Source organism: Fluviibacter sp. (assembly GCF_057744235.1).
Map to the genome: position 1 here is coordinate 1 of NZ_JBIJFP010000010.1, position 16,452 is coordinate 16,452.

The window sequence follows — 16,452 nt, forward strand, 5'->3', positions numbered from 1 at the left end:
GGCAGGCTGGAACATCGTCAAAGTGGATGACAAGCGCCCGTTTAAAATCCCATCCCTCGCAGAAGCACAAAACCAGGTGCGACAGCAGATTGCCCAACAGCAACGAATTGAGTTGCTTAATAAACTGCGGGGTGAGGCTAAGATTACCGCGAATTGATTGCAATCGACCTTGAGTTTTTGGGAAATTTAGTGTTTAATATTGATCTTTCGTAGCGCCCGGATGTTGTAAATCTTCGACTCCGGCTCGCGCCTCCAGGATTTTGCGAGAAGTTCTGCGGCAGTAGCTCAGTTGGTAGAGCGATACCTTGCCAAGGTATAGGTCGAGAGTTCGAGACTCTTCTGCCGCTCCAAAATGAAAGGCCAGTACTTCGGTACTGGCCTTTTTCTTTGTTGGTCCGGATGGTAAAGTAGCATATGTTAATTTATAAAGGTGCTACGATGAAACACGGTTATCTGTTTTCGGTCATGTTGTTAGGTCTGGTGGGCTGTTCCAGCCCCGGAGTCCAGAAAATCGGTGACAACCTGTATTCGGTGTCTGAAAAGAGCCAACCGACTCAAGCAGCCGCCGAGCATATTCCGGATCCGGCCATCGATGACATCAAGGCAGCGGCGAAAGACTACTGCGCCCAGATTAAACAGCAGGTTAAAGTGCGCACCTATGACCAGCCACAGGATCCGGTGATTCGTCAGGGTATGTTTACGATGACCTTCAGTTGCGTTCAGGAATCCAATTAACCAGATTGGTTGTTTGGTTTCGAGTGCGCTGCAGGAGCCAAAAGGGAGGTGTTTTTAAAGCCTCCCTTTTAAGCGCATTATTAACTTTACATAATATAAATTATGCGAATTAATGTTACAGCTGAAATTCTTATATGGGGCTCAAAACGGCGTAGACAAATCAAAGACCATAGGCTCGCCCGTTAACGGATGATCGAAGGATAAATGCCGCGCGTGCAGATACATCCGGGGTGCGCGTTTAAAGGCTTCAGGATGTGCATATAACGGATCCCCCAGGATTGGATGGCCGAGCGCCATCAGATGCATGCGCAGTTGATGGGATCGCCCAGTAAAGGGTTCGAGATCAACACGCGTCCAGTGCTCTTGCACGTTACGCGCTATCACCTGAAAATGGGTCAGCGAAGGTTTTCCCGTCTCAAAGTCGATTTTCTGTCGTGGCCGGTTTGGCCAATCGGCAATCAGCGGAAAGTTGATGCTGCCCTGGTCATCCGTCATCAAGCCGTCAACAATCGCTTCATAACGCTTGTGAACCTGGCGCTCGCGGAAAGCCCGGCTCAGCCCACTGCTCATTGCCGGGCCCAGAGCTAGCATCATGAGACCTGATGTCGGTTCATCAAGCCGATGGACGACTACGGCATCAGGAAATTGCGGTTTCAACCTCGTTATAACGCTGTCCCATTTTTCGGGTCGGCGACCGGGCTGCGATAATAAGCCCGCCGGTTTATCGACTACGAGCAAGCCGTTATTGTTATAGAGGATCTGTGGCATAGTCCAGTACTAACAGGTTGAGGCTTATACTAATTGCTATGAAAAACCAAAACAAAATCAATTTGCTAGGGACGTTTGTTTGCAATCTACTTGTGGTTTTAGGGGCCGTTGTTGCTCTGGGTGCCGCTTTGTATATGCAGCACGGCAAAGCTATGCAGCCCTGTACGATGTGTATTATCCAGCGTTATGCCTTCCTGTTGCTTGGTTTGAGTGCCCTTCTTTGCATTCTGTTGCCATTCCACGTTATTCGAGTGTTCCTGGTGGGCACCGGCGTACTAGGGGCATTGGTTGGTATCATCGCAGCGATTCGCAATCTCTGGGTACTAAGTCATCCGGAGATCCTCTGTGGTCGCGATCCTATTGAGCTGTTTCTGAATGGGCTACCACCGGCCCAGTGGTTTCCGAAGGTTTTCGTCGCGCTGGGGCTCTGTTCGGACCCGATTCCCCCGCTACTTGGCCTGCCCTTACCCGCCTGGTCGCTGATTGGCTTGTTCGTTCTGGTTAGCCTGCTGTTGCTGGGTTTGCGTCGTCGCTAGCGTTTTGTCGCCGGCGGCGGCTGTTTGGGGTGCCTGGCTCGACCAACTACCACCCAATGCCTTGATGAGTAGCACGCTTGCGTTGAGGCGCTGCTGGGCAATGATGATCGATTTCTGCTGATAATTCAACGCGTTATTCTGTGCAACGACCACGTTAGTGTAGTTATCAATGCCGGCCTCGTAGCGATTCAGCGCAATATTGACGCCCAGCTCACCCAGTTCTGCAGCCTGATCCTGGATGACTGATTCCTGCTGGTAAATTCTCAACGCGGCCAGCTGCGTTTCAACTTCCTGAATTGCCGTTAAAACCGTTTGCCGATAAGTCGCCACATTTTCATCATAGACACCGCGCGCCTGTTCGACATTGGCAGCGCGCGCACCAAAATCAAGCACAGTAAGTGCCAGGCTCGGGCCCAGGCCCCAGTAAAGGAACGGTGTCGTCAGCAACTGGCTGAACGAGGAACCCAGATAACCGATGTTATTCTGGCTACTATTGAGCGTTAGGCTAGGATAATAGGCGGCCATCTGGAAGCCGATCTGGGCATTAGCCGACGCCATGCGGCGTTCCGCTGCCGCCACATCGGGACGGCGCTCCAGCAGTTCAGAGGGTAAGCCAGGCGGCACAACCGGGACGACCAGTGCGCCGCGTGTTGGCAACGGGTTGAAAGTTAGAGAAAAATCGGATGCCGGTTTTCCGATCAGTACGGCGATCAGCGCTTCCTGAGCCGCCCGGTTGACGCCAACATCAATCTGTTGAGCCTGAACGCTTTTATATTGCGCATCCGCGTTGATGAAATCCTGACGTGCTTTGACGCCGATTTCATACTGATTTTTGGAAAGGGTCACGCCTCGCAAATTGGATTTGGCCGTGTGCTCCAGGAGTACTTTCTGGGAATCCAGGGAGCGCAGCAGAAAATAGGCCTGAGCCAACTGGGCCTGAATCGAGAGTTTGGCGTTCTCCAGATCCGCCACGCTGGCGACAAAACTGGCATCCTTGGATTCCACGTTGCGGCGGAGTTTCCCCCAGAGATCGGCATCCCAACTCACGCCACCATAAAGGTTCACGGTATTGTAGATGCTGCCATCGTTAATTGAGCCATCCGGGTTGACCAGCTGGGATTTGTTGCCGGTTCCCGATGCATCCCGCCCGCCATCGGCATTGAGACCGAATATGGGGTAGCGTGCGGCACTCGCACCACTGGCAAGGGCCTGCGCTTGGCGTACACGGGCAACGTACAGCGCAATGTTCTGGTTGTTCGGGTCAATCTGGGCCATCAGCTCATTGAGCACCGGGTCGCGGTAGATTTTCCACCACTCCCCCTTAGTCACATCATCTTCTGGCGCGGCGATTTTCCAGCCCGGGGTCGGTTTGAATTCGGCTGACATCGGCACTTCGGGGCGCACGTAATCTGGCCCGACAGCACAACCGGAAAGGAGTGCACTGGTCATAATGAGCCAGAGCGTTTGACGGAGGATTAAGCGTCGATTTTTCATGTTGAGAGTTCCGTACCGGTTATTTTAGCCGGAAGGCGTTGTGCCCTTCCCTGCTTCGTGAACCGGTCGAGCGCCAGATAAACTACTGGCGTTGTGTACAGCGTGAGCACCTGGCTGAGAATGAGGCCGCCGACAATCGCCACACCCAACGGCACCCGTAATTCTGCACCTTCCCCGTGACCAATCGCCAGAGGGATCGCGGCGAAGAGCGCCGCAAAGGTCGTCATCAGAATCGGACGGAAGCGGCGCAAACAGGCCTGATGGATCGCCTCACGTGCCTGAGCACCGGCGCGCCTTGCCGAAATCGCAAAGTCGATCATCATGATCGCATTTTTCTTCACAATCCCGATTAAGAGGATGACACCAATCAAGGAAATGATATTGAAGTCGGTGCCCGTTAGAAGAATCGCCATCAAGGCACCCACGCCGGCCGAGGGGAGTGTTGAAAGAATGGTCAGCGGATGAATCAGGCTTTCATAGAGCATGCCCAGCACAAGATAGACCGCAATAATCGCCGCAAGAATGAGCAAGGGCTGAGACTTCAACGATGCCTGAAAGGCTTTGGCACTACCCGAGAACGTACCTCGGATAGAATCCGGCACACCAAGCTCAAGCAGCGTCTGCTGGATGGATTCCGTTGCCTGGGAGAGCGATACGCCCAGAGGCAGGTTAAACGACAGCGTTGACACGACGAAGGCTCCCTCATGGTTGACTGCCAGAGGGGTCTTTTCTGCAACAAGATGGGCGATGCTGCTTAATGCCACCTGTTTTGCTGGTGCAGTTGCTGTGGCAGGGACCGTCAGCATCATACGTTCCAGCGTTTGTGGTGACTCGGTGTATTCCGGTGCGGCTTCCAGAACAACACGGTATTGATTCAACGGGTTATAAATTACAGAAACCTGGCGCTGGCCAAACAGATTGTTGAGTGCCGCATCGATCATTTTGGGCGTAATACCTAAGCGGAATGCCGCATCCCGATCAATCTCGACCCGGGTCTGCAAACCGAGATCCTGCTGATCCGTATTCACATCAGCCAGCACCGGCAGCTTGCTGAGCGCCACACGGATTTTGGGCTCCCATTCACGGAGCTCTTCGATATCATCACTTTGCAAAGAGAACTGAAACTGAGCGTTGGAAGGCCGGCCACCGATGCGGATATCCTGCATCGGCACCAGGAAAAGGCCCGCGCCAGGCTCTCGCCCCAGCTTTGGTCGTAGCCGGTTAACGACTTCATCGGCTGAGAGGTCGCGATCCTTGAGCGGTTTCAGAGAAATAAACACGATACCGCTATTGCGCTGCGAGCCACCCGTGAATCCTGAGACCATGTCAACGGCAGGATCATCCTTGATGATCTGAATGAACTTGCCGAGCTTGTCTTTCATCGTATTGAACGATACCGACTGATCTGCCTGAATAAAGCCCATGATGCGGCCGGTGTCCTGCTGCGGGAAAAAACCTTTGGGCACGACTTTGTAGAGATAGACGTTGAGTCCAATCGTCAGAAAAAGCCCTGCCAGCATGAGCTTGCGGTGATCAAGTGCCCAGGCAATCGTACGGGCATAAGCCTCGTAGGTTTTATCAAAACCGATCCCAAAACCATGTTGCATGGCCTGTAAAGCACGAGTCAGCCAGTCATAGACGCGATGCAACCATGCAAAGCGAATCGTCGTCAGTGCTTGCTTTCTGCTGGCATGGCCATCCCTGGGTTGATGGGTACGCAGCAGAATATCCGTCATCATCGGTGTCACGGTGAGCGAAATCACCATGGAGATCAGAATCGCGATCGACAGCACGACAGCAAATTCACGGAACAAACGTCCGATGATGCCGCCCATGAGCAGAATCGGCAGAAACACGGCAATGAGTGACAGACTGATCGAAATGACGGTAAAGCTAACTTCGCGGGTGCCTTGCAGGACTGCCTGGCGCAACGGCATGCCTGCCTCCCGGTGACGGATAATGTTTTCCATCACCACAATCGCATCATCCACCACAAAACCAGTGGCGATGGTTAATGCCATCAGGCTCAGATTATCAAGGCTGAAGTTGCATAGATACATCACACCGAAGGTACCGATCAGCGACACAGGCACCACAATGCCCGGGATCAAAGTTGCCCGGACGTTCTTGAGAAACAGGTAAACCGCCAGAATGACTAGCGCGACTGAGAGTACCAGCGTTCGCTCGACTTCTTTGAGGGATGCCAGAATCGTTGGTGTGCGATCCATCACGGTCTGGATTCGAATGCCGGCAGGAATAGCGGACTCTAGTTGGGGCATGATTTCCTTGACCCGCCCCACGGTTTCAATAATATTCGCACCGGGCTGCCGGTAAAGGATGAGCATGACCGAGCGTTTGCCGTTGGTCAGGCCAATATTTCGGACATCCTGAACCGAGTCACTGACGGTGGCCACATCGTCAAGCCGCACCGGGGAACCGTTTCGCCAGACCACAATGACCGGTTTATAGTCTGCCGCTGTTTTAGCTTGATCATTGGCCTGAATCTGCCACTGTCGATGCTCGTTCTCCAACGTGCCCTTGGGCAGGTTCATGTTGGCCTTGAGCACCGCGTTCCGGATGTCTTCCGTGCTAATGCCCATCGCCTGAATCACCCCTGGCACCACAGTGACACGGACTGCCGGTTGTGCACTACCGCCGACGGTAACCTGACCAATGCCGCTGACCTGGGCCAGTTTCTGCGCCAGTATGGAATCAGCGACATCGTAAATCCGTTCAACACCCAGGGTTTCCGAAGTCAGCGCCATGACCATGATCGGTGAGTCCGCCGGGTTCACCTTACGGTATGTCGGATTCGAGGGTAACCCCGTGGGTAACAAGGCTCGGGCTGCCACAATCGCCGCCTGCACATCGCGAGCCGCACCATCAATATTGCGGTCCAGATCAAACTGGAGCGTGATATTCGTGGACCCCTGAGTACTGATCGAGGTCATTTCCGTCACGCCGGCAATGCGGCTTAAAGAGCGTTCCAGGGGCGTGGCAATACTGGACGCCATGGTTTCCGGGCTGGCACCAGCCAGCGAGGCCCGGACAGAAATCGTCGGAAAATCCACCTGCGGCAGCGGCGCTACCGGTAACTGCAGAAAACCGATAATCCCCGAGATCGTAATTGCGACCACCAGTAAGGTGGTCGCAATCGGACGTTCAACAAAGAGTCTTAGCCAGTTCACAGCGGAGGGCTGCCCTGATGATCCGCGTTCGGTGCCGCATTCAGATCCCACCCCGTGCGGTCCTTGATCCGACGAGCCAGTCGATCAAAATACAGATAGATTACCGGGGTGGTGAACAGTGTTAGCAGCTGACTCAGTAACAAGCCGCCCACCATGGCAATGCCCAGTGGTTGGCGTAACTCACTACCAATTCCGCCCCCCAGCATGAGCGGCAAAGCACCCAGTAGCGCCGCCATCGTCGTCATCAGGATCGGGCGGAAGCGCAACAGACAGGCCTGATGAATCGCATCACGCGGTGCCAGCCCTTCCCTACGCTCCGCATCCAGCGCAAAGTCGATCATCATGATGGCGTTCTTCTTGACAATACCGATCAGCAGAATAATGCCGATGATGCCGATGATACCCAGATCGTTTCCCGTGAGCATGAGCGAGAGCAAGGCACCAACGCCGGCCGATGGCAGCGTTGAAAGAATGGTAATCGGATGGATATAGCTCTCGTACAGCACCCCGAGCACAATATACATCGTTACAATGGCCGCCAGGATCAGCAGCACCGTACTCGTTAATGAAGATTCGAAGGCCCTGGCGGCCCCTTGGAAATGACTGCGCACCCCCATCGGTAAACCGATTTCGGCTTCCGCCTCACGCACGGCATCAACCGCATCACCCAATGAGATGCCGGTCGGTAGATTGAACGAAATGGTTGCAGCAGGGAACTGGCTGTAACGATGAATGACGAGTGCCGTCTCCGCTTCCCGGATCTGCGCCAGCACATTTAAGGGAATCTGCTGCCCGTTCATTGAAGGGACATAGAGCTGCTTCAGCGATTGTGGGTTCACCCGGAAGGCGGAAGAGGCTTCAAGTACGACGCGGTACTGGTTGGATTGCGTGTAAATCGTCGAGATCAGGCGCTGACCATAGGCGCTGTACAAGGCATTGTCGATCGCATCCACCGATACGCCCAGGCGGCCGGCGGTATCCCGGTCAATGTCGACGTACACCTGTAGACCCCGGGTCTGCAGATCACTACTGACATCGGCCAGACGACGCGACTGCCGTAAGCGCTCCACCAGGCGTTGCGTCGTCTGAATTACGGAGGCTTCATCCGGCCCTTCCAGGGTGAACTGGTAACGGTTTTTGCTGACCCGATCTTCAATCGTCAGATCCTGCACCGGTTGCAGGAACAGACTAATACCGGGGATTTCGCGGGTTTTTTCCAAGAGGCGGTGAATGATGGCTTCAACGCGGTCATCTCGCTCGGCGATGGGTTTCAGGTTGATCTGGATACGGCCGCTATTGAGTGTGGTGTTGGCGCCATCGATCCCGATGAAGGACGACAGGCTTTCTACCGCCGGATCCTGCAGGATGGCATCTGCCACCGATTGCTGTCGAATCGACATGGCCTGGAAAGACACCGTCTGGTCGGCTTCGGTCACCCCCTGGATGACGCCCGTGTCCTCAACTGGAAAAAACCCTTTGGGAATAAGCATGTAAAGCAATACCGTCAGCACCAGGGTGCCAATCGCCACCTGAAGCGTTAACTTCTGCCGGTCCAGGACCCAGTTGAGCGCCCTTTCGTATTGTGCAATCAGGCGATCAAATGCGGTTTCGATCCAGCGCATGAACGCCCCGTGTTTCACGTTATGCGCATCATCTTTCAGCAACTTCGCGCACATCATCGGCGTCAGTGTCAGCGACACAAACGCTGAAATTAGAATCGCCACAGCCAGTGTGATGGCAAATTCACGGAACAATCGGCCCACCACATCGGTCATGAACAGCAACGGGATCAGCACGGCAATCAGGGAGATCGTCAGCGAAATGATCGTGAAACCAATTTCTCGTGCGCCCTTTAGGGCAGCGTTGAGAGGCGTTTCTCCCAGCTCGCGGTGACGGGCAATGTTTTCAATCATGACAATGGCGTCATCGACCACAAAGCCGGTGGCAATGGTCAGTGCCATCAGACTCAGGTTGTTGATTGAGAAACCGGCCAGATACATCACCGCAAAGGTGCCAATCAGCGATAACGGAACGGCGACCGACGGAATGATCGTGGCCGGGATACTCCGCAGGAACAGATAAATCACCATCACCACCAGGGCAATGGCCATCATGAGTTCGGAACGAACATCATCAACTGACGCACGGATCGTAATGGTCCGGTCGGTCAGCACTTTGAGTTCGGCTGCAGCCGGCAGGCTGGCCTGCAGCTGGGGCAATAGTGTCTTAATGCGGTCGACCACCTCGATCACGTTAGCGCCAGGCTGGCGCTGCACGTTCACAATGACGGCTGGCTGTCGGTTGACCCAGGCAGAGAGATACGCGTTCTCGGCGCCCTCCCCGACGTCGGCCACCTGGTTCAGTCGCACCGGTGCTCCGTTACGCCAGGCAACAATCACGTTACGGTAATCATCTGCTGATTTGAGCTGATCGTTGGCATCAATTGTTACCGCACGGAGCTCACCGTCAAAACTGCCCTTCGGGTCATTGACGTTGGTGTTGCCGATGGCGGTGCGTAAATCCTCGAAGCTCAGATTCATCGCCGCCAGGCTGGTCGGATTCACCTGGATACGAACCGCCGGGCGCCGACCCCCGCTCAGCGATACGAGGCCGACACCGCTGACCTGCGATATTTTCTGCGCCAGACGGGTTTCCACCAGATCGTGCAGCCTGGTCACCGGTAAGGTGGGTGAAGTAATCGCCAGGGTCAGAATCGGTGCATCCGCCGGATTCACCTTGCTATAAATGGGGGGCGTCGGCAGGTCCTTGGGCAGCAGATTCGTAGCCGCATTAATGGCGGCCTGCACCTGCTGTTCGGCAACGTCCAACGCCATATCCAGCGTAAAGCGCAGCACGATGACCGAACTGCCCATCGAGCTGGTCGAGGTCATCTGTTCCAGGCCCGGCATCTGTCCGAACTGACGTTCCAGCGGTGCCGTCACCGAGCCGGTCATGACTTCGGGGCTCGCTCCCGGATAAAAGGTGCTGACCTGAATGGTTGGATAATCCACCTCCGGTAAGGCCGAAGTGGGCAGCAGCCTGTAGGCTATCAGGCCGACCAGCAGAATCGCCACCATCAGTAATGAGGTCGCGACCGGCCGGAGAATAAACAGACGTGAGGGATTCACCGGGTCGGGCGCTGTACGACGTTGACCTTGGCACCAGGTTTCAGCTTGTCGAAACCATCAACCACTACCGAGTCACCCGCTGTCAGACCTTCCAGAATTTCTGCCTGGGGACCCTGCACCCCCCCCAGTTTGACAGTTTTAGCAGCAACGGCCTGGTCGGCACCGACCACATAGACATAGGTGCCCTGGCTGCCGCGCAGAATGGCATTGCTGGGGGCAATGATCGCCTGATCACGATCCTCCACCAGCAGGCGTGCATTCACAAACTGGTTCGGGAACAACGCGTTATCGTCGTTAGTGAATTCCGCTTTCAGCTTGACCATCCCGGTGGTCGCATCAATCACGTTATCGATCGATTTGAGCACGCCTGTGGCAATGACCGTGCGGAAATTCCGGTCATACGCCGAGACCGGCATAGCATCCCCGGCGTTGAAGCGGGCAAGAATTTTCGGGAGCTGGTCAGACGGAATCGTAAACAGCACATCGATCGGCTGCACCTGGGTCAGGGTCACGATGCCGATCGTGTCGCTGGTTTTGACAATATTGCCCGCATCCACTTTACGCAAACCGAGCCGTCCGTCGAAGGGTGCCGTAATCTGGGTATACGAAAGCTGGGTCTTCGCATCGGCCAGTGATCCTTTGTCCGTTTCCACCGCCCCTTCGAACTGTAGGACCAGTGCCGCCTGCGAATCTAAATCCTGACGCGCAATCGAATCCTGCTTATAGAGTGTCTGATAACGTTTCAGTTTGATGCGGTGATCTTTTAAGAGAGCCTCATCCTGGTCGAGCTTCCCTTTAGCCTGCATCACCTTGGCTTCATAAATACGGGGGTCTACCACGGCGATCAGATCACCGGCTTTGACCATCTGCCCTTCCTGGAACAACACCTTATCCAGCTGGCCGTCGATCCGCGTCCGGATCACGACTTCGCGCCGAGCCGTGACAGTCCCCAAGCCATCCACCAGAATCGGGAACACCCCTTCAACGACCGGCTGTACCGCCACCGGGATCGGTGGTTTGCCGCGCTTTAACGGGCTGCTGTCACCGTTCAGATAGCCGATCAGCGCAAAGCCGGCCAACACCAGCACAAAGGCACCGCTACCGATGAGCCACTGATCACGGGGACGCCGCGCCCGAAAGTGGGCGACATGATGGCGCGCCGATGCATGTACTTTCCCGGGGGTCTTTTTTGCTAAATCCGGCCAATCGGTTTCGTGTAGCCTGGTTTTCAAACGCGATAGATTTTGTTCAGTCGCACGGACCAGAGACTCCAGCTTTGCGGCAATACGCATGCGGTGATGTTTAAAAAAACTCATACTACAATTTTACCCTTGCTCTACTGATTGTAGTGTAAGAACTTTACGCTTTTAATATTTAACCCGAATGAAGCGTTCACATTTCTCTGAATGCTAACTGCTGTGAGACTTCCATGAGTATGATAGTGAAACATTCAACTTAATGCTGGTTTTATAGCATTAAGCCAAACAATGCGGATTATTACAAAACGTAACGGTGATTGCATGTCATACAAACCCAATCGGCGAGATTTTTTGAAACTCATCAGCGGTGGAAGCGTCGGCCTGCTGATACCTGAAGCGGCTTCAAGCGCTACTGAGGTCCACTTACCGTTCGCATATGGCGAACGTGATCTGGTTGCATTTCCTGAAAAGAAGCCCCTGATCGTTCAGACGACACGACCGCCACAACTAGAAACCCCTTTTCGCTACTTTGACAGGCAACTGATCACGCCAAACGATGAGTTCTTTGTGCGTTATCACCTGGCGGGAATTCCGACGGAAATCGACATATCAACCTATCGGTTAAAAATCAGTGGAAACGTTTCAAATCCTCTAGAACTGTCTTTTAACGATTTAAAAACAAAATTCAAACCGAAAAGAATTGTTGCTGTGAATCAATGTTCCGGCAATGGCCGCGGCTTAGCGAACCCTAGAATTAACGGAGGCGGCCAACTGGGCAATGGCGCCATGGGTAACGCAGTGTGGGTTGGCGTTCCGCTCCGCGACATTCTTTCTGTCGCACGGGTTGGTAAAAACGCCAAACAAGTGACTTTCAATGGCCTTGATCAACCTGTGATGACGAGTGATGCCGACTTTATTAAAAGTCTGGATATCGCGCACGCCAACGATGGAGAGGTATTAGTCGCTTATCAGATGAATGGCACAGATATACCGTTTCTGAATGGTTTTCCTGTCAAGTTGGTTGTGCCTGGGTATTACGGCACATACTGGGTCAAGCACCTGGCAGAAATCAATGTTATAAACCAGGAGTTCAACGGATATTGGATGCAGTCAGCTTATCGAGTGCCAGATAATGATTGTCATTGTGAACCGGTGGGAGTTAAACCAGATAAAACAGTCCCCATCTCCAAACTGGCGATCCGCTCATTTATTACCAATTTGGAAAACGGTAGCACGGTGGTTGCTGGCCAACCGACCACGGTAAGAGGGTTTGCCTTTGATTGCGGCAACGGTATCGAAAAGGTCCTATTTTCCCAAGATGATGGTCAGACATGGCAACCGACTAAACTAGGCAAAATGATCGGTCGCTATTCTTTTCGTGAGTGGTCTACTGAGTTTGTCCCTCAGCAAACCGGGCCGTTGCTGCTTCAGGCTAGAGCCTTTGGTGTAACCGGTGAGAAACAACCCATGTCTCAAACTTGGAACCCTGGGGGCTATATGCGGAACGTTGTAGAAACCGTGACCGTTGAAGCTCGTAAAGGATCGTCATGAAAAAACTATCGTTGATTGCGATGCTCCTGCTTGCAAGCATTCCCGTTACCGGGAAGGAAATTCAGCTGTTACCAGACACGGTGGCATGGCGCCCTTCAAATCAGGCGGGGTATACCCTGGCACTTCAGAAGTGCACCATCTGCCACTCTGCACAGTATGCAGAGTACCAACCACCGAACACGCCGAAAGCGTACTGGACTGCACAGGTACTACGCATGAAAAACAACTTCAATGCGCCCGTGACTGATGAAGAGGTCCCTTTGATTGTTGAATATTTAAATTCGACTTATGGTCCTAACAGAAAATAATCCATCGGCTTATGTCTAAAAACCCTGCGGAGTCTTTGCATCGCGGCCTGAATCAACGGCAGATGGAAATGATTGCCATCGGCGGTTGCATTGGCACGGGCCTGTTTATGGGCTCGGGAAAGAGCATTTCTCTGGCGGGGCCGTCGATCATATTGGTTTATGCGGTGACGGGGTTGATGCTTTATTTTGTCATGCGGGCCATGGGAGAGTTGCTGCTCCATGACCTCAGCTACAAGTCCTTTGTCGATTTCTCCGAAGACCTTCTGGGGCCTGCTGCGGGATTTTTTGTCGGTTGGTCCTACTGGTTTGCCTGGATTGTCGCTGCCATCGCAGAAATTATTGCAATTACAGGCTACATGGCCTTCTGGTGGCCTGAACTTCCCCCTTGGGTTACCGCATTTTCGACGATTTTCTTATTATTAACGATCAATCTCCTTGCGGTCCGGTTTTTCGGGGAACTTGAATTCTGGCTCGCGATTATCAAGGTGGCAGCCATTCTCGGGTTGATCGGTCTGGGTCTCTGGTTCACCCTATCCGGACATGTCTCTCCAGAAGGTGCTAGAGCACAGGTCAGTAACTTGTGGCTACATGACGGTTTTTTTCCTCATGGCGGCACCGGGATTATGGCAGCACTTCAAACAACGATTTTCGCATTTGCGGGCATGGAAATTATTGGGACCCTGACAGCCGAAGCGGAAAACCCGGAGAAAACATTACCGGACGCTATCAGAAAAATTCCCTGGCGAATTATGATTTTCTACATTGGAACAGTCACGGTCTTGATGATGGTGACCCCATGGAACAATATCTCTCCCGACCAAAGTCCGTTTGTGGGGATGTTCTCCCTCGCCGGGCTCGCCAGCGCTGCCTCTGTGGTTAATTTTGTAGTGGCAAGTTCAGCGACCTCCTCGAGCAATAGTGGTATTTTCGCAACTTCGCGAATGCTTTATGGCTTGGCAAAATCACACAAGGCCCCTGAAGTGTTTGGCAAGCTTTCCAGTCATAAAGTACCCACGGGTGGCGTTTTTCTAGCAACGATTCTGATGCTTCTGGTATCTATGCTGCTGACGTTTGTCGATTCAATGATGCAAGCATTTCTGATGGTCGGATCGGTGGCTGCGCTCATATTCATTTTTATCTGGACCATGATTCTCGCGGCACATGCTGCCTATAAAAAAAAATATCCTACGGCCCACGCTCATTCATCATTTAAGATGCCTTTGAGCAAACCGATGACCTATCTGGTTCTATCCTTCTTTGCCGTTGTGATTTATGCCCTCTCCTTGGATGAGGTCACACGGATAGCACTTTATGTTATGCCGCTTTGGTTTAGCCTCCTCGCGGTTCTGTATCGTTTGAAAACTGTTTGAGCTTACGTAGCAGTTGCCAATTGATAGCGGAGCCGGTATTCTTGGAAGTGTTACGGATTCAAGCATACTGGTATGACCTCGACAATAAAAATACCCGGAAAACATGGGGGTGCGCGCATCGGCGCTGGCCGCAAAGCGGTTTTCAAAGAACCCACCCGACCCATCCGCATTCCCGTCAGCCGCATTGACGCAGTACGAGCTCTGCTACTGGCGGAAGTTTATCCGGAACCTTCGATTACGCCGCTGTCGGTCAGCCCTGACGCCGCTCCCCTGACCCTGCCGGTATTTTCTTCCGGGGTCCGTGCCGGCTTCCCCAGTCCCGCCGATGATCATGCCGAGCCGGGGCTTGATCTCAATCAACTGGTCGACAACCCTGCCAGCACCTTCTGCGCCTGGGCAGAGGGCGACAGCATGCGGGATCTCGGGATTCTGGATGGTGACCTGATGGTTATTGACCGTTCATTGACCCCGAGGCATGACGATGTGGTGGTGGCCGACATGAACGGTGCATTTACTGTCAAGCGGCTCGTCCGCAAAGCCCAGGGAGATTTTCTAATGCCAGCCAACCCGGATTACCCACCGATTCCCATTAGGCCAACCGACGAAATCCGTATCTGGGGTGTTGTCGTGCGGGTGATTCATGATCTCCGTGCCAGCGGCCGTCGTAAGCGTGCCGCAGTCCCTGCCCAGTGACTGCTCATAGCCGCCTCGCACTGGTGGACTGCAACAACTTCTACGTCAGTTGCGAACAGGCTTTTAATCCTGCGCTGCGGCACAAGCCCGTCTTGGTGCTATCTAATAATGATGGCTGTGTTGTCTCGCGATCAGCCGAAGCCAAAGCGGTGGGTGTGCCGATGGCCGTACCCTACTTCAAGATCCGTGATTCCTTTGAGGCACTCGGCGGTGTGGCTTTGTCGTCGAACTATGCGCTTTATGCCGACATGAGTCGACGGGCCATGCGCCTGATGCAGGACATGGCCGACAGCCAGGAAATCTACTCGATTGACGAGTGCTTTCTGGATTTCAGCAGTTTCAGCCATGAACGGGCCCTGGATCAGGCTTTAGCCATTCGCCGGATGCTCTGGCAGCATCTGAGCCTGCCTGTGTGCATCGGCCTTGGCGCAACCAAGACCCAGGCCAAGCTGGCCAACCAGATGGCGAAAGACTTTAAGGAGCCCTCCGGCATCTGCGACCTTGGCGTCGCTACTGCGCCATTACGGCAGAACGAAATGCAAGCCATGCCAGTCAACAGTGTCTGGGGCATTGGCCGTCGTACAGCGCAGACTCTGGCCGATAAGCACATTGTTACCGTGGGTGACCTCCTACGTGCCCCGGAAAGCCTGTTGCGCAAAAGCTTTGCCGTCACTCTGACCCGAACCCGGGCTGAACTGGCCGGGCAATCATGCTTCGTCCTGGAAACGGCTTTTCGTCGGCGACAGCAAATTATTGCCTCACGTTCCTTTGGCCGGACTGTCAGCCGTCTTGAGGATTTGAGCGAAGCCTTATCGACCTTTGCCACCCGCGCCGCCGAGCGTTTGCGCGAAGATGGTTCGCTGGCGGGTTCGGTACAGGTTTACATCACCGGAAACCGGTTCAAGGCTGCAGAAAAAGAAGCTGACCGCGCCATTATGGTCATGCTCGATAGCCCAACAGATGACACGCGCGATATTGTGGGTGCGGCATTGAATGGCTTGCAGGAAATCTACTGCCCGACCTATCGCTATAAGAAAGCTGGCGTTGTACTGGGAGGTATTGTCGCTGCAACGTGTTACCAGCCGGATCTGCTCGCAACGGCAACAAAGTACCGGCAACCCTCACCGCAGTTAATGCAAGCCATGGACCGCATCAATCAGCGCTATGGCCGTGACCGCATCCGTGTGGCCAGCGTCGGCAATCGGGACGAAGCCGATTGGCACATGAGTTGCTCCCGTCGATCGCCGCGTTACACCACCAGCCTTTCGGAGCTGCCGGTTTTTTCCTCAATCGGCATGCGCTCGTAAAAAATACTTGCGCTCTGCGATTGTCTCACCTATAATTCGCTCCGCTGTTCCTCGATAGCTCAGTCGGTAGAGCGCCGGACTGTTAATCCGTAGGTCCCTGGTTCGAGCCCAGGTCGAGGAGCCAGAGTATATAAAGCCTCGCAAGTTTAACGACTTGCGGGGCTTTTCTTCTTTC

General features: G+C 53.8%; 12 protein-coding genes and 2 tRNA genes. 9 read left to right on the forward strand and 5 right to left on the reverse strand.

Annotated features, from left to right (window positions below; translation table 11 throughout):
• Positions 1 to 274: 274 nt before the first annotated feature.
• Together AC3GOJ_RS06525 and AC3GOJ_RS06530 are read left to right on the forward strand one after the other, a co-directional pair.
• Positions 275 to 350: transfer RNA gene (locus AC3GOJ_RS06525), tRNA-Gly, on the forward strand.
• A gap of 88 nt (positions 351 to 438) precedes the next feature.
• Positions 439 to 735, forward strand: a complete 297-nt coding sequence (locus AC3GOJ_RS06530) for a hypothetical protein (RefSeq protein WP_488236660.1) — start codon at positions 439 to 441, stop codon at positions 733 to 735.
• A gap of 141 nt (positions 736 to 876) precedes the next feature.
• Here the strand turns inward: AC3GOJ_RS06530 and AC3GOJ_RS06535 are convergent, their stop codons facing one another.
• The gene (locus AC3GOJ_RS06535; protein WP_488236661.1) at positions 877 to 1,503 is read right to left on the reverse strand and encodes an RluA family pseudouridine synthase; all 627 of its coding nucleotides are present in this window, start codon (positions 1,501 to 1,503) and stop codon (positions 877 to 879) included.
• A gap of 38 nt (positions 1,504 to 1,541) precedes the next feature.
• Here AC3GOJ_RS06535 and AC3GOJ_RS06540 point away from each other — a divergent pair, with 38 nt between their 5' ends.
• Positions 1,542 to 2,039 (forward strand): disulfide bond formation protein B, encoded by a 498-nt coding sequence (locus tag AC3GOJ_RS06540; protein ID WP_488236662.1) that lies wholly within the window; start codon positions 1,542 to 1,544, stop codon positions 2,037 to 2,039.
• Here AC3GOJ_RS06540 and AC3GOJ_RS06545 read toward each other — a convergent pair.
• From AC3GOJ_RS06545 to AC3GOJ_RS06560, 4 genes are read right to left on the reverse strand one after another with little or no spacing between them, the layout of a single operon-like run.
• Positions 1,968 to 3,533, reverse strand: coding sequence for an efflux transporter outer membrane subunit (locus tag AC3GOJ_RS06545; protein WP_488236663.1), 1,566 nt, complete (start codon positions 3,531 to 3,533; stop codon positions 1,968 to 1,970). The two genes, AC3GOJ_RS06540 and AC3GOJ_RS06545, sit on opposite strands and share 72 nt — an antisense overlap.
• A complete protein-coding gene (locus tag AC3GOJ_RS06550; protein WP_488236664.1) occupies positions 3,530 to 6,772 on the reverse strand; it encodes an efflux RND transporter permease subunit in 3,243 nt (1,080 codons plus the stop codon). The genes AC3GOJ_RS06545 and AC3GOJ_RS06550 overlap by 4 nt, the downstream gene beginning before the upstream one ends.
• Positions 6,718 to 9,849 carry an MdtB/MuxB family multidrug efflux RND transporter permease subunit gene (locus tag AC3GOJ_RS06555; protein WP_488236665.1) on the reverse strand — a complete coding sequence of 1,044 codons (3,132 nt, stop codon included), beginning with the start codon at positions 9,847 to 9,849 and terminating at the stop codon, positions 6,718 to 6,720. Before AC3GOJ_RS06555 ends, AC3GOJ_RS06550 begins: the two co-directional genes overlap by 55 nt.
• Positions 9,846 to 11,165, reverse strand: coding sequence for an efflux RND transporter periplasmic adaptor subunit (locus AC3GOJ_RS06560; protein WP_488236666.1), 1,320 nt, complete (start codon positions 11,163 to 11,165; stop codon positions 9,846 to 9,848). Before AC3GOJ_RS06560 ends, AC3GOJ_RS06555 begins: the two co-directional genes overlap by 4 nt.
• A 234-nt stretch (positions 11,166 to 11,399) precedes the next feature.
• Here AC3GOJ_RS06560 and sorA point away from each other — a divergent pair, with 234 nt between their 5' ends.
• The 6 genes from sorA (at position 11,400) to AC3GOJ_RS06590 (ending at position 16,401) form a co-directional block, all read left to right on the forward strand.
• Positions 11,400 to 12,599 carry a SorA family sulfite dehydrogenase catalytic subunit gene (gene sorA, locus AC3GOJ_RS06565; RefSeq protein ID WP_488236667.1) on the forward strand — a complete coding sequence of 400 codons (1,200 nt, stop codon included), beginning with the start codon at positions 11,400 to 11,402 and terminating at the stop codon, positions 12,597 to 12,599.
• Entirely contained in the window at positions 12,596 to 12,907 is a 312-nt protein-coding gene (gene sorB, locus AC3GOJ_RS06570) for a SorB family sulfite dehydrogenase c-type cytochrome subunit (protein ID WP_488236668.1), read from the forward strand. Before sorA ends, sorB begins: the two co-directional genes overlap by 4 nt.
• 11 nt (positions 12,908 to 12,918) lie before the next feature.
• The gene (locus tag AC3GOJ_RS06575; protein WP_488236669.1) at positions 12,919 to 14,277 is read left to right on the forward strand and encodes an amino acid permease; all 1,359 of its coding nucleotides are present in this window, start codon (positions 12,919 to 12,921) and stop codon (positions 14,275 to 14,277) included.
• A 72-nt stretch (positions 14,278 to 14,349) separates the two neighbouring features.
• Positions 14,350 to 14,970 (forward strand): LexA family protein, encoded by a 621-nt coding sequence (locus AC3GOJ_RS06580; RefSeq protein WP_488236670.1) that lies wholly within the window; start codon positions 14,350 to 14,352, stop codon positions 14,968 to 14,970.
• Complete coding sequence (locus tag AC3GOJ_RS06585; RefSeq protein ID WP_488236671.1) at positions 14,967 to 16,277, forward strand: Y-family DNA polymerase; 1,311 nt, start codon at positions 14,967 to 14,969, stop codon at positions 16,275 to 16,277. Before AC3GOJ_RS06580 ends, AC3GOJ_RS06585 begins: the two co-directional genes overlap by 4 nt.
• 48 nt (positions 16,278 to 16,325) lie before the next feature.
• Positions 16,326 to 16,401 (forward strand) — tRNA-Asn (locus tag AC3GOJ_RS06590).
• Positions 16,402 to 16,452: the final 51 nt, after the last annotated feature.

What these genes read in the sequence shown, in the direction of transcription:
- AC3GOJ_RS06530 (WP_488236660.1), top strand. Translation starts at nt 439, where the DNA reads ATGAAACACGGTTATCTGTTTTCGGTCATGTTGTTAGGTCTGGTGGGC.
- AC3GOJ_RS06535 (WP_488236661.1), bottom strand. Translation starts at nt 1,503, where the DNA reads ATGCCACAGATCCTCTATAACAATAACGGCTTGCTCGTAGTCGATAAA.
- AC3GOJ_RS06540 (WP_488236662.1), top strand. Translation starts at nt 1,542, where the DNA reads ATGAAAAACCAAAACAAAATCAATTTGCTAGGGACGTTTGTTTGCAAT.
- AC3GOJ_RS06545 (WP_488236663.1), bottom strand. Translation starts at nt 3,533, where the DNA reads ATGAAAAATCGACGCTTAATCCTCCGTCAAACGCTCTGGCTCATTATG.
- AC3GOJ_RS06560 (WP_488236666.1), bottom strand. Translation starts at nt 11,165, where the DNA reads ATGAGTTTTTTTAAACATCACCGCATGCGTATTGCCGCAAAGCTGGAG.
- sorB (WP_488236668.1), top strand. Translation starts at nt 12,596, where the DNA reads ATGAAAAAACTATCGTTGATTGCGATGCTCCTGCTTGCAAGCATTCCC.
- AC3GOJ_RS06575 (WP_488236669.1), top strand. Translation starts at nt 12,919, where the DNA reads ATGTCTAAAAACCCTGCGGAGTCTTTGCATCGCGGCCTGAATCAACGG.
- AC3GOJ_RS06580 (WP_488236670.1), top strand. Translation starts at nt 14,350, where the DNA reads ATGACCTCGACAATAAAAATACCCGGAAAACATGGGGGTGCGCGCATC.